Consider the following 17,011-nt stretch of genomic DNA (forward strand, 5'->3'; position numbering starts at 1 on the left):
GATGAAAAGAAATGCAATTTCGATATAAAAAAATAACCATAAAAGTTGGCAGTAATGTATTGGCCAAATCCGACGGGACACTGAATGTTTCGCGCATCGCACATTTGGTGGATCAGATTGCCTATCTGCACAAACACGGTGTGGAGGTGGTGCTGGTATCTTCAGGGGCGGTGGCTGCCGGACGTGCCGTAATGCAACCGCACAAAAAAACGGATGCAGTGTCGCAACGCCAGCTGTGGGCAGCTTTGGGCCAGGTGAAACTGATCTCGCGGTATTCCGATTTTTTTCAGGAAGACGGTCTGACTTGTGCGCAGGTGCTTACGACCAAAGAGAATTTCTCGAGCCGCGGGCACTATCTGAACATGAAAAATTGTTTCAGCACGTTGTTGGAGAACAAAGTGATACCGATTGTAAACGAAAACGATACAATTTCGGTCACCGAACTGATGTTTACCGATAACGATGAGCTTTCGGGCTTGATCGCTTCAATGGTAGATTCTGAGGCGCTTATCATCTTAAGTAACATCGATGGTGTTTACAATGCCCATCCGAAAAGCGAAGATGCACAACTGATTGAGCGAATTGAGATTGCGGATAACGACGCACAAAATGCGATTTCATCGGAACGTTCGAATTTTGGACGTGGCGGAATGCTTACCAAATTCAGAATTGCCAAGAAAGTGGCCGGCGACGGAATTGGAGTTCACGTCGCCAACGGCACCCGCGACAATGTGTTGATCGATTTGCTGGATGTTCAGAAATCGTTGAAACATACTTTTTTTGTGCCAAAGGAAAAACCATCGAGCGGCGTAAAAAAATGGATCGGCTATTCCGACGGATTTGCGAAAGGCCAGATTGTAGTTAACAAAGGTGCAGTAAATGTCCTTTGTTCGGAAAAGGCAGTAAGTTTATTGCCAGTGGGGGTGGTGCGTATCGATATTGAATTCAAAAAGGGCGACCTGATCAAGATCATCAACGAAAAGGGAGAACCCATTGGATTAGGAAAGGCAGCCTACAACTCAGATAAATTGGAAAAAGAAAAACTATCGGAGAAACAACGGCCGGTAGTGCATTACGATTACCTGTACCTGGAAAATAAAAACGGAACAAGTTAAAACGGGATTACGGACAGACGATTATATATGTAAAAACAGCTCAGGGTAAACTTCAACAAAAGCCGGTTTACGGCAATCAATTCTCCCTTTTTTTATACCCTATTAGAAATTATTCTGAGCTCCCTCTTCCTCCCCCGGGAGAGGGTTTTATTAGAAATCAGGGCTTTTTAGAGCCATAATACAATACGAAGATGAAGATCGAACAACAACTAAGGAAAGTCCTTGAAGCATCGCGTCAGCTCAATCTGGTTGAGAACGATCGCGTAAAGGAAGTGTTGCTGGAGCTGGCGCTTCAGGCCAGGGCAAATACCGCTTATATTTTGGAAGAAAACCAAAAAGATTTGGACCGGATGGACCCGGAAGATCCAAAATACGATCGGTTGAAACTCACCAAAGACAGGATTGACGGTATCGCATCCGACATTGAAAATGTGGCTTCGCTGGATAGCCCGGTTGGGATAACGTTGAAAGAAACAGAACGCCCGAATGGCTTAAAAATCAAAAAGGTTACGGTTCCGTTTGGCGTAATCGGTATTATTTATGAAGCACGTCCGAATGTTACCTTCGATGTATTTGCGCTGTGTTTAAAGTCAGGAAACGCCTGTGTTCTTAAAGGAGGAAGCGATGCGATCGACTCTAACCAGGCTATTGTTTCGATCATTCAAAACGTACTTAAGAAATTCGGATTAAACGAAAATTCGGTTGCTTTGCTACCTGCCGGTCGCGAGGAAACCAACGAAATGTTGCGGGCTCGCGGTTACATCGATCTGATCATTCCGAGGGGAAGCCAGGGATTGATCAATTTTGTTCGCGAAAATGCCTCCATTCCGGTAATTGAAACCGGAGCCGGAATCTGTCATACTTATTTTGATGAATTTGGCGATGCAGAGAAAGGCCGTGAAATCATTTTCAATGCCAAAACACGCCGTCCGTCGGTTTGTAATGCGTTGGATTGTTTGGTGATTCATGAAAGCAGATTGAATGACTTACCAGTTTTCGCTGCAAAACTGCAGGAAGAGAACGTGATAATTTATGCCGACGAGAAATCCTATAAAATATTTGACGGGCACTATCCGCATGAATTGCTTTTTCAGGCAACTCCCGAAAGTTATGGTACGGAGTTTCTATCGCTTAAAATGTCGGTAAAAACCGTTGCAGATTTTGATGAGGCGATCGCGCACATTAGCCAGCACAGTTCGAAACACAGCGAGGCAATCGTTAGTGAAAATGCTGAGCGAATCAACACTTTTCGAAAAATGGTGGATGCTTCATCGGTATATTCGAATGCGTCAACAGCATTTACCGATGGAGCTCAGTTTGGGCTTGGCGCTGAAATCGGGATCAGTACCCAGAAATTGCATGCACGCGGTCCGATGGCGCTCGAAGAATTGACAAGCTACAAGTGGATTGTAGAAGGAAGCGGCCAGGTACGGCCCAAATAGTTGAAGGATTAAATTCGAACAGAAAGTTAAAGCAACGTAATTTTAGAGATAAAAACCAAATCAAAAGACAAGTAAACACCGCGAAAAACATATTATGAAAAAGTTCATTTCTGTAAAAGACCTGCCCAGCATCGAAAAAGCGTTAGAAACGGCTTTCGAAGTCAAAAAGAATCCCTATGGATTTCAACATCTTGGAAAAAATAAAACGATGGTGTTGGTGTTTTTTAATTCCAGCTTGCGTACCCGTTTAAGTACGCAAAAGGCTGCCATGAATATGGGTATGAATACCATGGTGCTCAATGTAACGGAAGACAGCTGGCAGTTGGAGTCGGAAATGGGCGTGGTAATGGACGGTAAAAATGCCGAACACTTGCGCGAAGCAATTCCGGTTATCGGTAAATATTGTGATATTATCGGGGTGCGTGCTTTTGCGAAGTTCGAAGATAAAGAAGCAGACTATTCGGAGCGGATTTTAAGTCAGTTTGTTGATTATGCCGGTGTTCCGGTGGTGAGTATGGAGGGAGCAACCCGCCATCCGCTGCAGAGTTTTGCCGACCTGTTAACCATCGAAGAACACAAAAAAACCGCTCGGCCGAAGGTGGTACTTACCTGGGCTCCGCACCCACGGGCTTTACCTCAGGCTGTACCTAATTCGTTTGTGGAATGGATGCGCGAAACCGATTACGAACTGGTGGTAACTCATCCCGAAGGCTACGAACTGGCCCCCGAATTTATGGGTGATGTAAAAGTGGAATACGATCAGAAAAAGGCATTTGAAGGAGCTGATTTTATTTATGCAAAAAACTGGGCGTCGTATACGCATTATGGTCAGATTCTTTCGAAAGATTTTGCCTGGACCGTTGATGAGGAGAAAATGGCCTTAACCAACAATGCTAAATTTATGCATTGTTTGCCGGTTCGCCGAAATGTGGTGGTTACCGACGGTGTGATCGATAGCCCCAACTCCATTGTTGTGGAGGAAGCTTATAACCGTGAAGTTACTGCCCAGGCAGTGTTGAAAATGATTTTGGAAGATTTGTAAGCAGAAACTTTGCATCTTTGCGGCTAACAAAAGAAGAATGAGTAAGAAAATAGAAATAATTCCGGCCATTGATTTGATTGACGGGAAATGTGTTCGTCTTTCACAGGGAGACTACAACCAGAAAACGGTTTATAATGAAAATCCCCTGGAGGTGGCACAAATGTTTGAAGATGCCGGTATTTCGCGTTTACACCTCGTGGATCTCGATGGGGCAAAAGCACAGCACATTGTAAATTACAAAGTACTGGAAACCATCGCATCGAAAACCAGGCTGGTGATCGATTTTGGAGGAGGCTTAAAAGCCGATAAAGACCTGGAAATTGCCTTCAGTTCGGGTGCGTCGATGGTTACGGGAGGGAGTATCGCGGTAAAACAGAAAGAGACATTTTTAGCCTGGCTCGAAAAATACGGCAGCGAAAAGATTATTCTCGGGGCAGATGCAAAAGACGGGAAAATAGCTGTAAGCGGCTGGCTCGAATCAACCGAACTTCCGGTTGTCGAGTTTATGAAAGATTATCATCAGCAGGGAATTTCAAAAGTGATTTCGACCGATATCAGTCGCGACGGAATGCTAAGTGGACCTGCTTTTGATCTTTATGCCCGGATTATGGAAGAGCTGCCAAAAGTGGAAATAATTGCCAGTGGCGGTATTGCATCGATGGACGACGTATTAAAATTAGATGAAATGGGCGTGCCTGGCGTGATTACGGGCAAAGCCATTTATGAAAATAGGATAACTTTGAAAGAAATTGAGAAGTTCATACTTTAAACGCTGAACTATCGACTTTGAACTCAAGTATGCTGGCAAAAAGAATCATACCCTGTTTAGATATCCGTAACGGGCAGACCGTTAAGGGAGTAAATTTTGTGAATATTCAGGAAGTGGGAGATCCGGTGGAGCTGGGCGCAAAATACGCTGCCGAGGGAGCCGATGAATTGTGTTTTCTGGATATTACTGCCACTCACGAAGGGCGTAAAACCTTTGTGGAACTGGTAAAACGGATTGCGGCACATCTGAACATTCCGTTTACGGTGGGTGGTGGAATCAGCGAAATTTCAGACGCTGAAAAACTATTGAGTGCCGGTGCCGACAAAATCTCGATCAACTCGTCAGCAGTCCGGAATCCAAAACTGATTGACGAACTGGCCTTGAATTTTGGAAGTCAGTTTGTGGTGGTGGCCATTGATGCCCGAGGCGACGAGAATGACCACTGGACAGTTACGGTAAACGGTGGACGAATTCCAACCGATAAGGAACTTTTTTCGTGGGCAAAAGAAGCAGAAGATCGTGGTGCAGGAGAGATTCTGTTTACTTCGATGAACCACGACGGAACCAAAAACGGTTTTGCCAATCACCAGCTTTCGCGCATGGCCGACATGCTGAAAATTCCGATTATTGCATCGGGAGGAGCCGGTGCAAAAGAACATTTTGTGGATGTTTTTACCCAGGGAAAAGCCGATGCCGGGTTGGCAGCCAGTATTTTCCACTACAACGAAATACCGATCCCGGTACTTAAAAAATATTTAAAAGAACAAGGAATTGTCGTTCGTTAGGCGTACGATGCTTAACTTCGCAGCAAAATTGAATAAATGAAGACTTTAACAGCAACATCAGATATCGATTTTAATAAAATGGACGGTCTGGTACCAGCCATTATTCAGGATGCCGAAACTCAGAATGTATTAATGCTGGGTTTTATGAATGAAGAAGCGCTTTCGAAAACACGGGAAATTGGGAAAGTTACTTTTTTTAGCCGTACCAAAAGCCGTTTGTGGACCAAAGGAGAAGAATCGGGTAATTTCCTGAATGTGGTTTCAATGGCAGTAGATTGTGATAACGATACCTTGCTGATTAAGGTTAATCCGGTTGGTCCGGTTTGCCACACTGGCGCTGATACCTGTTTTGAAGAGACCAACTCGGGCAACGACATTCAGTTTTTAACTTACCTGCAGGATTTTATCGACAAACGTAAAGCCGATATGCCTGAAGGTTCTTATACTACTTCGCTGTTTCAGAAAGGAACACGGAAAATTACCCAGAAAGTAGGGGAGGAAGCTGTAGAAACCATTATTGGTGCTATGGCCAACGACGATGAGAACTTCATTTATGAAGCCGGAGACTTACTTTATCACCTCATTGTTCTGCTTACTCACAAAGGATACAGGATTGAGGATATTGTAAGGGAATTAAAAAAGCGACATAAATAAGACGCTCTTCTTTAGCTGTTTTCTCTTAACCCTGACGGTTTGGGTGGTGCCATATGTTCATAAATAGGTGTTGCGTAACATAGTTGCGTAACATAGTTGCAAAACATTGTAAATAAAGGTTTTGTGATTAGGTTTTATTGTTGGGTAGTCCGTAGCTTTGTTATACTACTAACTTCAAAAAACAACTTTTTATGGAAACACTAACCGTTTGCCCAACCAGTACGGCTACGATCTTAGCGTGCCAGAAAATAGCCAAAACCTTTAAAGAGAACATCTACGAACTCAGTATCCTGCGTAATGAATGGGATCCTGAATACGCCACTTCACTGAATATCTGGATAGACGACACCATTGAAAAACACTATTCCGATAGTCTTGATTCGATAGCAGATGAACACTACAAACACTGGCACGAAGTAATGGTAGAAGGTCTCCAGCATTTAAAGGTACTGCGGGCTTCCATGAAAGTTGACTTTAAGAAAGAGAAGGAGTTCCTGAAGGAATTTTTCGATAAAACGGGTTACTCCGAGTATTTCAGCGATGCCAAAAACGGCGATCATTTTAGCCTGTATAAATTTCTGAAGACATTTGAACGAAACCTTGATCCCGAATCAAGACGAAGAATTTCAGAGAAGGGAACAGTTGATTCGCTTTTTGATAAAATTTTGACTTGTGCCGAACGTGTCGATGAATGCGAAGATTGTTTCATGGCACTCGAAAGCGAGACAGAACTGAATAAATACGGGAGGCAGGAAGTTGCCGGTATTTACTCCGTTATTCAGGATATTTGCAGAATCGCGATTGCCTATTACCAGTTTGATCCGGATAAGCGATGTAAATTCAATTACTATAAGGTGCTCGTAAATTTGTAGACATTACACAGTCTTTACAGCAGATAAAAAAGCCGCGGTCCTTTAACGAATCGCGGCTTGCAATTTTTTTTGAAATTGCTTTTTATATAATCAGCATTGCATCTCCGTAGGTGCCAAAGCGGTAGTTTTCTTTAATCGCTGATTTGTAGGCTTCCATAACAAAGTCGTAACCTCCGAAGGCAGCTACCATCATCAACAGCGTTGAATACGGAAGGTGGAAGTTGGTAATCATTGAATTGGCTACACTGAAATCGTAAGGAGGGAAAATAAATTTATTTGTCCATCCTTCAAATGGCTTTAGGTGTCCCTGTGTTGATACCGAACTTTCGAGCGTACGCATTACAGTGGTACCTACCGCACACACATTTCTCTTGTTTTCTTTTGCGTTGTTAACAATGTTGCAAGCTTCCTCGCGTATCCATATTTGTTCAGAATCCATTTTATGCTTGGTCAGGTCTTCCACATCTACACTGCGGAAATTTCCCAGACCCACATGAAGCGTGACGTAGGCAAAGTCGATTCCTTTGATCTCGAGACGTTTCATCAGTTCGCGACTAAAATGCAAACCAGCTGTTGGCGCAGCAACAGCGCCTTCGTGCTTGGCATAAATTGTCTGGTAACGATCCTTATCTTCGGGCTGAACCTGGCGGTTGATAAACTTCGGTAGCGGAGTTTCGCCCAGACCGTAAAGTGTTTTCTTGAACTCGTCGTACGGGCCATCAAACAAAAACCGAAGGGTACGACCACGTGATGTTGTATTGTCAATTACTTCTGCTACCAGCAGATCGTCGTCACCAAAGTATAATTTATTCCCGATACGGATCTTTCTTGCAGGATCAACCAACACATCCCAAAGACGTTGTTCGCGGTTGAGTTCGCGAAGCAGGAAGACTTCGATTTCGGCGCCGGTTTTTTCCTTGTTTCCGTACAGACGGGCAGGAAAAACTTTGGTATCGTTGAAAATCATTACATCATTATCATCAAAATAGTCAAGTACATCTCTGAACAAGCGGTGTTCGATGGTACGTGTGGCCCTGTTAAGAACCATCAGTTTCGACTCATCACGATTGTCAGCTGGATGTAAGGCAATTCTTTCCGGATTAAGGTCATACTTGAATTTTGATAATTTCATATGCTTCTTTTTTTAAGTATTTCTTTCTTAAGTGATTGACAAAAATAATACAGATTGTCAGTTTTTTTATTCAGAGTTCCGTTATACGGCTGAATTTTCATTTTGATTCATCTAAAGTTAAGTTTTCCAGGAAATAATTCACGTTAAATGCATCGTCCAAACCAAAATCTCCTATTCTTGTCCTTGTCAGAGCGGTTAAATATGCCCCACAATTTAAGGCTGCCCCTATATCGCGGGCTAGTGCGCGGATATAGGTTCCTTTACCACATGTAATTCTTAATTTTATGTAAGGTAAATCAAACTGCTCTGTCTTTATTTCTTTTATAACAATTTTTTTTGGCTGAAGTTCTAGCTCTTTCCCACTGCGGGCATAATCAAAAGCTCTCTTGCCCTTTACTTTAACTGCCGAAAATATGGGCGGTACCTGGTCGATCTCTCCAACGAAAGTTTCTAAAACTTTATTCAATAATTCCTGAGTAACGTGGCTGTAATCAGCAGTACTGTCTTCTTCGGTTTCCAGATCGAATGAAGGAGTGGTGGCCCCCAGTTTTAAGGTCGTCAGGTATTCTTTCTCCTGATACTGGATTTCTTCTATATTTTTTGTGGATTTACCTGTGCACAGGATCATTAGTCCGGTTGCCAGGGGATCGAGTGTCCCGGCATGCCCGACTTTCAGCTTTTTAATACCAAGTTTTTGACACAGTTCGTAGCGTACTTTGTTGACCAAATCAAACGAAGTCCAATTTAAATCTTTGTCAAACAATAAAACCTCTCCTGCAGGAAAGTCGTATTTGTTTTTAAATTCGGGCATATGTAAATCTCTGTAATTCAGAGTATTGAATTGAAATTCTCGAAAATCAGGCAGCAAAGATAGCAATTACCCCAATAAGCGCGCAATAAATTGCGAAATAAATTAATTTTCCCCGTTTTACAATTTTGATCATCCAGGAGCAGGCCAGTAAACCCGAAACAAAAGCAGCAAAGAATCCGATAAGCAGGTTTTTAATCTCTGTTACTTCCAGGGTAACACCTTCTTTAGTAACATCATATACTAATGCGCCAAGGATGGGCAGCAATACCATTAGAAACGAAAAACGTGCAATATCTTCCTTTTTGCCTTTCAGCAACAAACCGGTGGCGATGGTCGATCCACTTCGTGAAATGCCGGGTAAAATGGCGAGTGTTTGAGCCAGGCCAATAATAAAAGCATTTTTGTAGGTGATTTTGCCATCGCTTTTCTTTACAAAACTGGTGAGAGTGAGTAGTCCGGCAGTAACCAGCAGCATCAGTCCTACAAATAAAAGATTTCCGGTAAACAGACTTTCAATCTGCTTTTTAAACAGCAGGCCAACAATGGCTATTGGTACAGCTGACAAAAAAAGTTTGGCGATGTACTGTGTTGATTCGTTCCATTTAAACTGGAACAAATCTTTGCATAAAACTGCGATGTCTTTCCTGAAGACAACCAGTGTGCTTAATACAGTTGCAACATGTACAACCAACACAAAAAGCAAGTTGTTTTCTCCATGAATTCCGAGCAAAGCATGGCCCATCTCAAGATGCCCGCTTGAGCTGATGGGTAAAAATTCTGTAAGTCCCTGGATAATTCCGAGTAAAAGTGCCTGGAGTTCGTTCATCGACCTGTCTATTCCTCTTCTTTGGGTTTTTTCATAATGGCATAAATCTCAAAAACAAAGCCGATGAAAAGTAGAATTGGGGCCAGCGTAATTCTGCGGAAACTGAAAATATCTTCACTAAATACATTGGGATCATGACTGCCGCCGCCTGCCATTAATATAAATCCTAATATAATGATAGCAAAGCCAATTGCCAGCAATTTATAATTCTCCTTTCCGAGTGCGAGTCCCGCGGTATCTTTCATTTCTTTTGTTCTTTTTGCCATATTTCAGAGGAATTGGTCGGGTAAAGATAGTCAATAAAATAATTCGTCAAATTTCAACCTGAGGAATTTGTTAAGCGCAAGCCAGGTCGACAGCAGTGAAATAACAAAGCCCAGTGCAAATACAATCGCCACTACGTACAAAACAACTTGTATGTCGCTCTCCGAAATCAGTCCGTAAAGTTCTTTTTTGTAGGTGTATGCTGCTGCCAGTAAAATTATATTGGCAAGTAATGCCCCGGCGGCCCCCAAAATAATGCTTCTTTTTAGAAAAGGTTTTCGGATATAGTTTCTACTGGCTCCAACCATTTGCATGGTGTGAATGATAAACCGCTGAGAATAAATCAATAGCCGGATGGTATTGTTGATTAATCCGAAAAAGATAAAAGTCAGTAAACCGCTGACGATTAAAATGATCAAACTAATTTTCTGAACGTTGTCGTTAATTAAGGATACAAGGTTTTTCTGATAATAGACTTCCGTTACCTGCTGGTATTCGAGGAACTTTTGTTCGAGCATAATAAGGCTGTCGTTTTGCGTGTAAAGAGCATAAAGTTTTACATCGAGCGAGGCAAAAAGCGGGTTATAGCCCAGAAAGCCCGAAAAGTCTTCGCCAAGTTGGTCTGTTAATTCTTTGGCAGCGTCTTCCTTACTAATGAAACGGGTCGATTTCACGTATTCGCTGGCGTTTAGTGTTTTTTGCAGACGCAGAATCTCGGTTTCCTTTAAATTGTCTTTCAAAACCAGGGTAAATCCAATCTGCTCGCGCACGTATTCCGATAACTTGCGCGTATTTAATAAAATCAGACTTAGCAGGCCCATCAATACCAAAACCAGTGTGATGCTTACCAGCGAAGTCATCCACGAGTTCATAAATCGCTTTTTCAATTTCCCGGGTCTTTGCTTTTTCATGCTTATTCAATCATCGGCGGTCAACAAATGTAATTAAATAAAAAGGCTGTTGCCGAAACATTTTGTGGTTTTATTTACATTTTTCGCTTGTATCGATAAAGGTTAACGGATAAAAGCGAGGAAGATTATTTAGAGTTGAATTTCTTGTAAGTCGGTTAATGATTTCTTTTTTACTTTCAGTATTTGTTCTCGAAAAGTGTGGATTATTAATGTTTTGAAAATCAATTAAAGGCCCGATTTGTTAATTTTGAGTGGAACCCTGCTAAGTGCATGAAAATTTGATGTTTATTTCTTTGGATTTCAAAAAAAAGAAAATACTTTTGCAGTCCCGATTATTATCCTTATTTATAAGGAGTGTAAATAATTGATTTTCTTGATGTAAGGGCGGTTGTCGAAAAATTCCGTTGAGGCAGTCAGTACCGCAGCAAGAAGATCAGAAATGTAGAATACAAAAAAAACAGTTAAAAGTGGACACACTTAGCTATAAAACAATTTCGGCGAATAAAGAAACCGTTAACAAAGAGTGGATTCTTGTTGATGCTGAAGGACTTGTTTTGGGGCGTTTGGCCAGTGAAGTGGCAAAAATGCTAAGAGGAAAAAACAAGCCAAACTTTACTCCGCACGTTGATTGTGGGGATAACGTAATCGTGATCAATGCTGAAAAAGTTGTATTGACCGGTAAAAAAATGAGCGACAAACAATATGTACGTCACTCAGGTTACCCGGGCGGACAACGTATTCAAAATCCTCTGGAAATTCTTGCTAAATATCCGGAGCGCCTAGTGGAAAAAGCCGTTAAAGGTATGTTGCCTAAAAATAAACTGGGTCGCAAACTGTACGGTAACTTGCATGTAGTTATTGGTGCTGAGCACAAATATGCTGCGCAGCAACCAAAAGTTGTTGATTTAAAAACTAAATAAACAAGATGGAAGTAATAAATTCATTAGGACGTAGAAAAACCGCAGTTGCGCGTATTTTCGTTAGCGAAGGTAAAGGTAACATTACCATCAACAAAAGGGAGCTGAAAGAATACTTTCCGTCAGAAATCCTGCAGTACATCGTATTACAACCACTGAATCTGCTTCAGGTTTCTGAAAAATACGATATCAAAGTGAACCTCGATGGCGGTGGCCCAAAAGGACAGGCAGAAGCGCTGCGTTTGGCAATCACCCGTGCTTTAATGGAAATTGATCCTGAGTCAAGACCACAACTGAAAGCTGCCGGATTTGTTACAAGGGATCCGCGCGAAGTTGAACGTAAGAAACCAGGTCAGCCAAAAGCAAGAAAACGGTTCCAGTTCTCAAAACGTTAATATTTTTATTATTATTCACTTATATGGATCTAAAACGGCTGAGATCTCCGACTTTGAGGAGCTACCCAGCGGTTGCTTTTAGAACATAGAAAAAGTAAAAAGATGCCAAGAACAAATTTTCAAGATTTATTGGAAGCAGGTGCACATTTTGGTCACCTGAAAAGAAAGTGGAATCCCAACATGGAGCCTTATATCTTCATGGAGAAAAACGGTATCCACATTATCGATCTGCAAAAAACAGTTGTAAAAATTGACGAATCAGCGGCAGCCATTAAGCAAATTGCAAAATCGGGCCGTAAAGTTTTGTTTGTTGCAACAAAAAAGCAAGCCAAAGAATTGGTGGGCGATTTGGTAAAAGGTGTAGGAATGCCTTATGTAACTGAACGCTGGCCCGGAGGTATGCTTACGAACTTCCCGACTATCCGTAAAGCGGTGAAAAAAATGATCTCCATCGACAAAATGATGAAAGACACCAGTTGGGATAACCTTTCAAAACGTGAAAAATTGCAGATCACAAGGCAGCGTGCCAAACTGGAAAAAGTTTTGGGTTCTATCTCAGATCTTACCCGTTTGCCTGCAGCCCTTTTTGTAGTTGACGTATTAAAAGAAAAAATCGCTGTTCGTGAAGCCAAAAAATTGGGTATTCCCGTGTTTGCGATCGTTGATACCAACTCAAACCCAGAAGATGTTGACTTCGTAATTCCTGCCAACGACGACGCATCTCAATCTATTAAACTGATTGTTGGAGCTATGTGCGAAGCTATCAGCGAAGGATTGGGCGAACGTAAAGTAGAGAAGGAAAAAGAAGATGCTGATGTTGCTTCCGGCAAAAAAGCAGCAAAAGCAAAAGAAGATTCAGACGATGATTTCGATGAAGATTCAGACGACGAGTAAGGTTAACATTCTATAAACTAATAAAAAGATTTTATCATGTCTTTTACAACAGCTGACGTAGTTAAACTGCGTAAAGTATCCGGAGCAGGGATGATGGATTGCAAGAATGCCCTGACTGAAGCCGACGGTAACTTTGAAAGAGCACTCGAAATTATCCGTGAAAAAGGAAAATTGATTGCAAACAAACGTGCAGACCGCGACGCTGCTGAAGGTGTTGCGCTGGCGAAAGTTACAGAAGATGGCAAATTCGGTGCATTGGTTGTACTGAACTGCGAAACCGACTTCGTAGCTAAGAACGAAAGCTTTGTTGCATTCGCTGAAAGAATTCTGAATGCAGCCCTTGAAAATAAAGTAGAAAGCCTGGAAGCCCTTAAAGCGATTGAGCTTGACGGGACTCCTATTGAAACACTGGTAACTGAACAAACCGGTGTAACAGGTGAAAAACTTGATCTTTCATACTACAAGTGTTTGAGTGATGCTGCTGTAGTTGGTTACATCCACCCTGGAAATAAACTCGCTACAATGGTAAGTTTCAACAAAGAAGTTGAAATTCAGGTAGGAAAAGACGTTGCGATGCAGGTTGCAGCGATGGCTCCGCTTGCCGTTGACGAAAAGTCTATTCCACAGGCTGAAATTGATAAAGAACTGGCTTTTGCTAAAGAAAAATATCGTAACGAAGGTAAACCTGAGGAAATGATTGAAAAGATCGCTTTGGGTTCACTGAACAAATGGTACAAAGACGTAACGCTTTTGAACCAGACTTACGTGAAAGATGGAAAAATTTCTATCAAAGATTTTCTGAAGCAAAATGATGGTGGATTGACAGTTACGGCTTTCGATCGCTATTCTTTGAATGCTTAATTAAAAGCTAAAGAAATAAATGAAGGGGTTGTCAGTTTTTGACAACCCCTTTTTTTTAGAAAAAAAGCCCCCCGCCGGAGTGGCAGAAAGGCTTTGTGCTATGTTGTTTGAAGCTTGCCTAGCGATTTTTCACCAGGCGTTGTACGTTGGTTACGTTCCCGTTTCGTATTAGTCTCACCAGGTAAATACCCGATGTCGCGGCACCGCCGTTTGTAATGTCGCCATTCCATACTAACTTATGTGTACCTTCCTGTAGTTCCGCGTTCGCCAGCACCTTTATTTCCTGTCCGAAAAGATTGAAAATACTTAGCTGTACTTCTGTGCTTTGTTCGAGTTCGAATTCAATCTTTGTTCGATCACTGAAGGGATTAGGATAGACCTCAAACGGATTATTTTCTTCGGGATTGATTTCTTGAACCGTAGTTTTTGAGTCGGCAGACTTGACAACAATGGTGCTAAAGTGTTCGATAGAAGCATAAAGCCGATGTCGTGCAGTATCCACCCTGGCGATCCGGTCATCAACAGCTACAAAGCCCGTATTGTCTGCAAAGAAAACATCCAGATTCATAGGGTCAATGCCCAGCGAATCAAGAAGGTCTTGTTTGTAAACCAGTTTCAATTCAACGGGAATGTTAAACCAATAAGGTTCTGCAATGGTGTCAGATCCGGCCGGGACAACACTGAATTTTACACCGGTAATGATGCCGTCGGAAAACTCAACCTCAGTGCTGTCATCGCTCATTTCAGCATATTTCTCCGGGATGAACATATAAATATCAATGTCTTCGCTAATACAGCCAAACGGAAAATGCAGCATTCCTGCATTCAGCAAATTTAACGGATAGGGAAGTCCTCCAATTCTATACGATTCTCCTTCTTTAAAATATTTCGGGTGCAATTCGTTGCCGTTGGGCAGGACGCGTCTGATTGATATGGTATTCACTTCCAAATCAACGGTAGAGTCTACCACTAGCAATTCAACCGAAGCCACGAAATTACTGTAATTCGCAGTTATCAATGTCATTCCGGTTTCTCCCGATAAAGTAAGTAATCCGTACTCATCAATTTTTGCGATAGAAGTATCAGTAACACTCCACACATAGGTCGCATTCTGATGCTTTATACCATTTGTTTTGTAAGTTGCTGAATATTGAATGGGATCGTGGCCCGCATAAACTGTCATGTCGTTTGGAATGATGGTGAGTTGTTTCCCGCGATTGTTTTGTTGATCTTTTTCTTTCTCGATTTTATCTTTTTTTTCGCGGGTTTCGTAAATGGTTATTTTGGCTGTGTCTGCTAAATCTCCCAAATGGGCAATAATAATTCCTTTGCCAGGCACTTCGGGCGAATAGAAAAGATTGGGAATGGAAACGGAGAAGCTGCCAAGTTCCATTGGTTCTATCCTCCATTCAAAGGTTGGGTCGATTCTCATTCCGGTAGAATCAATATAAAAAGCAGTAAGCTCTACCGAATCACTTATTTCAACACGAATGTTATCCGGAACGATTTTAATTTTTGGATATTCATCGTTCATCATTCCTTCTTTGTCACGTGGTTTTGACATTAGTGATTCCTGGCTAATAGCAGCCAAGCTGTAGAATAAAACGACAATAAGGAGGAGGGGTTTTCTGAATTTGTAAAATCTCTTCATACGCCGTTAGGTTTTATTATTAGCATTAATAAATAAAACTTTCATCTTCTTCGATTGACAAAGAACCTGTATTGAAATAAAATTTGGCAATCGTCCCAACAGTATCAAAAAGGGTGATAATCAGTCCGTAAAATCATATCAATTTACTAAATATCAGTGTGAAATACAAGTTTGTTCCCGTTGAAATCATGGCCGGCTCTTTCGAAAATATCTAAGACAGAGCAGCCTGCTTCCTGTTCTCATCCATAAAATGGGAAGCGATAGTTTTTGATAGCAAACAGGATTCTTTCTTCTGGAAGATGCTTGAAGCCTGAGCTTCCAGAGTATGTGGAATGATTTTCATTGCAAAGAAAACTAAGTGTATTTGTTTTGCGTATACATTTAAAAATGAGAAAACACTGAAAACCTGGAGTGTTATGAACTATGAGAAAAACCTGAGCAGGAAAATGAATCCGGTTATCATGCCGGAAGTAGATCGTTTAAAAGTAAAAAGTCATGGGAGCACTTATCGCATACGCTGTCCTGTTGCTGGTTGTAGTAGCAATCGTGTTATACTTGAGCTATCGGGATGTAAAACATAACGGATAAAAAAGTGCTGGTTTCGATGAATCAGATATGTTTACCTTTTTTATCGATTGAGGATGCGCAAGCCTTGGAAAGGAGGAGTCTGTTCTTTTCTGAGGTTTGTTGTTTTAAAATAACCTTCTGAAATAAAGGCGTTCAATGAAAATGTTTTTGAGCCTCTCACGGGACTCGAACCCGCGACCTGCTCATTACGAATGAGCTGCTCTACCAGCTGAGCTAAAGAGGCTTATTGATGTACGAAGTAAACAAATTAGATGAGAATTTACAATAGGAAATTTGCGCATTTTGTTTAAAAATGACGAGCTGTGTCTTTATTTTCAACACCAAAACCTACTCAAGTTTCTATTTTCGGGTAAACACAATATTTTCACCATCTTCGGTAAGTGTCAGCGTATTTCCTGATACCGAATAAGTAAGACTAACAGTCTCTCCGCTTTCTGTCATGGTGAGCGTCGACCCGTTGGTACTGTATGTAAAGCTGGTTGTTTCACGCTCTGTTTCTCCGGCAAAAACTGTGACCATTGTGGATGTTCCCGTATGGTTTGCATTAAATGTCATGGTAATTGTCATCGAGAATCCTTCCATTGATTCGACAAATTCCCAGGTGCCGACAATTGAATCATCAGAGGAATCATCTTTATTGCAGGCCGAAAGGCTAAATAGCAGTAAAAATACTGAGGTGATCGCAAGAAAACGAAGCTGGTTCATGATTATTCGTTTTTGATTTTGCCTACTCTTATCGATTTTTGGCTTACTCGGATATTATTGTTGTTCAAATAGTTTACCGGGAAATTTCAAATTGCGACCTACTGTCAGACTCTGGATTTTCTTACTTTTTTGGCGTTAAATACAAGTTACGACAAATTTATGAACGAGGAATACAGAGCCGGAATCCTTTTATTTAAAGGTTCCCCGCGTTTTTTTCTGGCGCATATCAACAAACGCCGTTTGATAAGTTTCTTTAAAACAGATCGTTGTATTGGTCGTTTGGTCGTAATTTGAATCCGAAATATCCGATGCTGTCTTAATGTGTCGGGCAAAACTTAGAGTTATGGTAGCAATTATTACTTACGCAATTCTTTTGC

At 41.5% G+C, this 17,011-nt stretch carries 18 protein-coding genes and 1 tRNA gene; 11 read left to right on the forward strand and 8 right to left on the reverse strand.

Annotated features, from left to right (window positions below; genetic code table 11):
- The first annotated feature begins 11 nt into the window (after positions 1-11).
- From proB to MR764_RS01065, 7 genes are all read left to right on the forward strand, one after another.
- On the forward strand, positions 12-1,115 hold the full coding sequence (gene proB / locus MR764_RS01035) for a glutamate 5-kinase (protein WP_247977525.1): 1,104 nt from the start codon (positions 12-14) through the stop codon (positions 1,113-1,115).
- A gap of 191 nt (positions 1,116-1,306) precedes the next feature.
- Positions 1,307-2,557 (forward strand): glutamate-5-semialdehyde dehydrogenase, encoded by a 1,251-nt coding sequence (locus MR764_RS01040; protein ID WP_247977526.1) that lies wholly within the window; start codon positions 1,307-1,309, stop codon positions 2,555-2,557.
- Positions 2,558-2,651: 94 nt separating this feature from the next.
- Positions 2,652-3,599: an N-acetylornithine carbamoyltransferase gene (locus MR764_RS01045; protein ID WP_247977527.1), complete on the forward strand. Its 948-nt coding sequence runs from the start codon at positions 2,652-2,654 to the stop codon at positions 3,597-3,599.
- 37 nt (positions 3,600-3,636) lie between these two features.
- The gene (gene hisA, locus MR764_RS01050) at positions 3,637-4,368 is read left to right on the forward strand and encodes a 1-(5-phosphoribosyl)-5-[(5-phosphoribosylamino)methylideneamino]imidazole-4-carboxamide isomerase (RefSeq protein WP_247977528.1); all 732 of its coding nucleotides are present in this window, start codon (positions 3,637-3,639) and stop codon (positions 4,366-4,368) included.
- A gap of 29 nt (positions 4,369-4,397) precedes the next feature.
- Positions 4,398-5,153: an imidazole glycerol phosphate synthase subunit HisF gene (gene hisF, locus MR764_RS01055; RefSeq protein ID WP_247977627.1), complete on the forward strand. Its 756-nt coding sequence runs from the start codon at positions 4,398-4,400 to the stop codon at positions 5,151-5,153.
- Positions 5,154-5,189: 36 nt separating this feature from the next.
- Positions 5,190-5,807, forward strand: a complete 618-nt coding sequence (hisIE, locus tag MR764_RS01060) for a bifunctional phosphoribosyl-AMP cyclohydrolase/phosphoribosyl-ATP diphosphatase HisIE (RefSeq protein ID WP_247977529.1) — start codon at positions 5,190-5,192, stop codon at positions 5,805-5,807.
- A gap of 191 nt (positions 5,808-5,998) precedes the next feature.
- Entirely contained in the window at positions 5,999-6,679 is a 681-nt protein-coding gene (locus tag MR764_RS01065) for a hypothetical protein (protein ID WP_247977530.1), read from the forward strand.
- Between the two features lie 82 nt (positions 6,680-6,761).
- Here the strand turns inward: MR764_RS01065 and queA are convergent, their stop codons facing one another.
- From queA to MR764_RS01090, 5 genes are all read right to left on the reverse strand, one after another.
- A complete protein-coding gene (queA, locus tag MR764_RS01070) occupies positions 6,762-7,811 on the reverse strand; it encodes a tRNA preQ1(34) S-adenosylmethionine ribosyltransferase-isomerase QueA (protein WP_247977531.1) in 1,050 nt (349 codons plus the stop codon).
- Between the two features lie 97 nt (positions 7,812-7,908).
- The gene (truB, locus tag MR764_RS01075) at positions 7,909-8,622 is read right to left on the reverse strand and encodes a tRNA pseudouridine(55) synthase TruB (protein WP_247977532.1); all 714 of its coding nucleotides are present in this window, start codon (positions 8,620-8,622) and stop codon (positions 7,909-7,911) included.
- A gap of 46 nt (positions 8,623-8,668) precedes the next feature.
- A complete protein-coding gene (locus tag MR764_RS01080) occupies positions 8,669-9,448 on the reverse strand; it encodes an undecaprenyl-diphosphate phosphatase (RefSeq protein WP_247977533.1) in 780 nt (259 codons plus the stop codon).
- An 8-nt stretch (positions 9,449-9,456) separates the two neighbouring features.
- Positions 9,457-9,714, reverse strand: a complete 258-nt coding sequence (locus MR764_RS01085; protein ID WP_247977534.1) for a DUF3098 domain-containing protein — start codon at positions 9,712-9,714, stop codon at positions 9,457-9,459.
- A gap of 30 nt (positions 9,715-9,744) precedes the next feature.
- Positions 9,745-10,623, reverse strand: coding sequence for a permease-like cell division protein FtsX (locus tag MR764_RS01090; protein WP_247977535.1), 879 nt, complete (start codon positions 10,621-10,623; stop codon positions 9,745-9,747).
- Positions 10,624-11,090: 467 nt separating this feature from the next.
- On the opposite strand from MR764_RS01090, the gene rplM reads away from it, so the two are divergent.
- The 4 genes from rplM (at position 11,091) to tsf (ending at position 13,690) form a co-directional block, all read left to right on the forward strand.
- Positions 11,091-11,543 carry a 50S ribosomal protein L13 gene (gene rplM / locus MR764_RS01095; protein ID WP_247977536.1) on the forward strand — a complete coding sequence of 151 codons (453 nt, stop codon included), beginning with the start codon at positions 11,091-11,093 and terminating at the stop codon, positions 11,541-11,543.
- Between the two features lie 5 nt (positions 11,544-11,548).
- A complete protein-coding gene (gene rpsI / locus MR764_RS01100; RefSeq protein ID WP_247977537.1) occupies positions 11,549-11,935 on the forward strand; it encodes a 30S ribosomal protein S9 in 387 nt (128 codons plus the stop codon).
- Positions 11,936-12,037: 102 nt separating this feature from the next.
- A complete protein-coding gene (gene rpsB, locus MR764_RS01105) occupies positions 12,038-12,829 on the forward strand; it encodes a 30S ribosomal protein S2 (RefSeq protein WP_247977538.1) in 792 nt (263 codons plus the stop codon).
- A gap of 36 nt (positions 12,830-12,865) precedes the next feature.
- On the forward strand, positions 12,866-13,690 hold the full coding sequence (gene tsf / locus MR764_RS01110; protein WP_247977539.1) for a translation elongation factor Ts: 825 nt from the start codon (positions 12,866-12,868) through the stop codon (positions 13,688-13,690).
- Positions 13,691-13,808: 118 nt separating this feature from the next.
- Here tsf and MR764_RS01115 read toward each other — a convergent pair whose 3' ends face one another.
- From MR764_RS01115 to MR764_RS01125, 3 genes are all read right to left on the reverse strand, one after another.
- Positions 13,809-15,341, reverse strand: coding sequence for a T9SS type A sorting domain-containing protein (locus MR764_RS01115; protein WP_247977540.1), 1,533 nt, complete (start codon positions 15,339-15,341; stop codon positions 13,809-13,811).
- Between the two features lie 738 nt (positions 15,342-16,079).
- Positions 16,080-16,152, reverse strand: a tRNA-Thr gene (locus MR764_RS01120).
- Between the two features lie 116 nt (positions 16,153-16,268).
- On the reverse strand, positions 16,269-16,634 hold the full coding sequence (locus MR764_RS01125) for a lipocalin family protein (protein ID WP_247977541.1): 366 nt from the start codon (positions 16,632-16,634) through the stop codon (positions 16,269-16,271).
- Positions 16,635-17,011: the final 377 nt, after the last annotated feature.

Origin of the sequence: Maribellus sp. YY47 (assembly GCF_023111095.1) — a bacterium.
GTDB lineage: Bacteria > Bacteroidota > Bacteroidia > Bacteroidales > Prolixibacteraceae > Draconibacterium.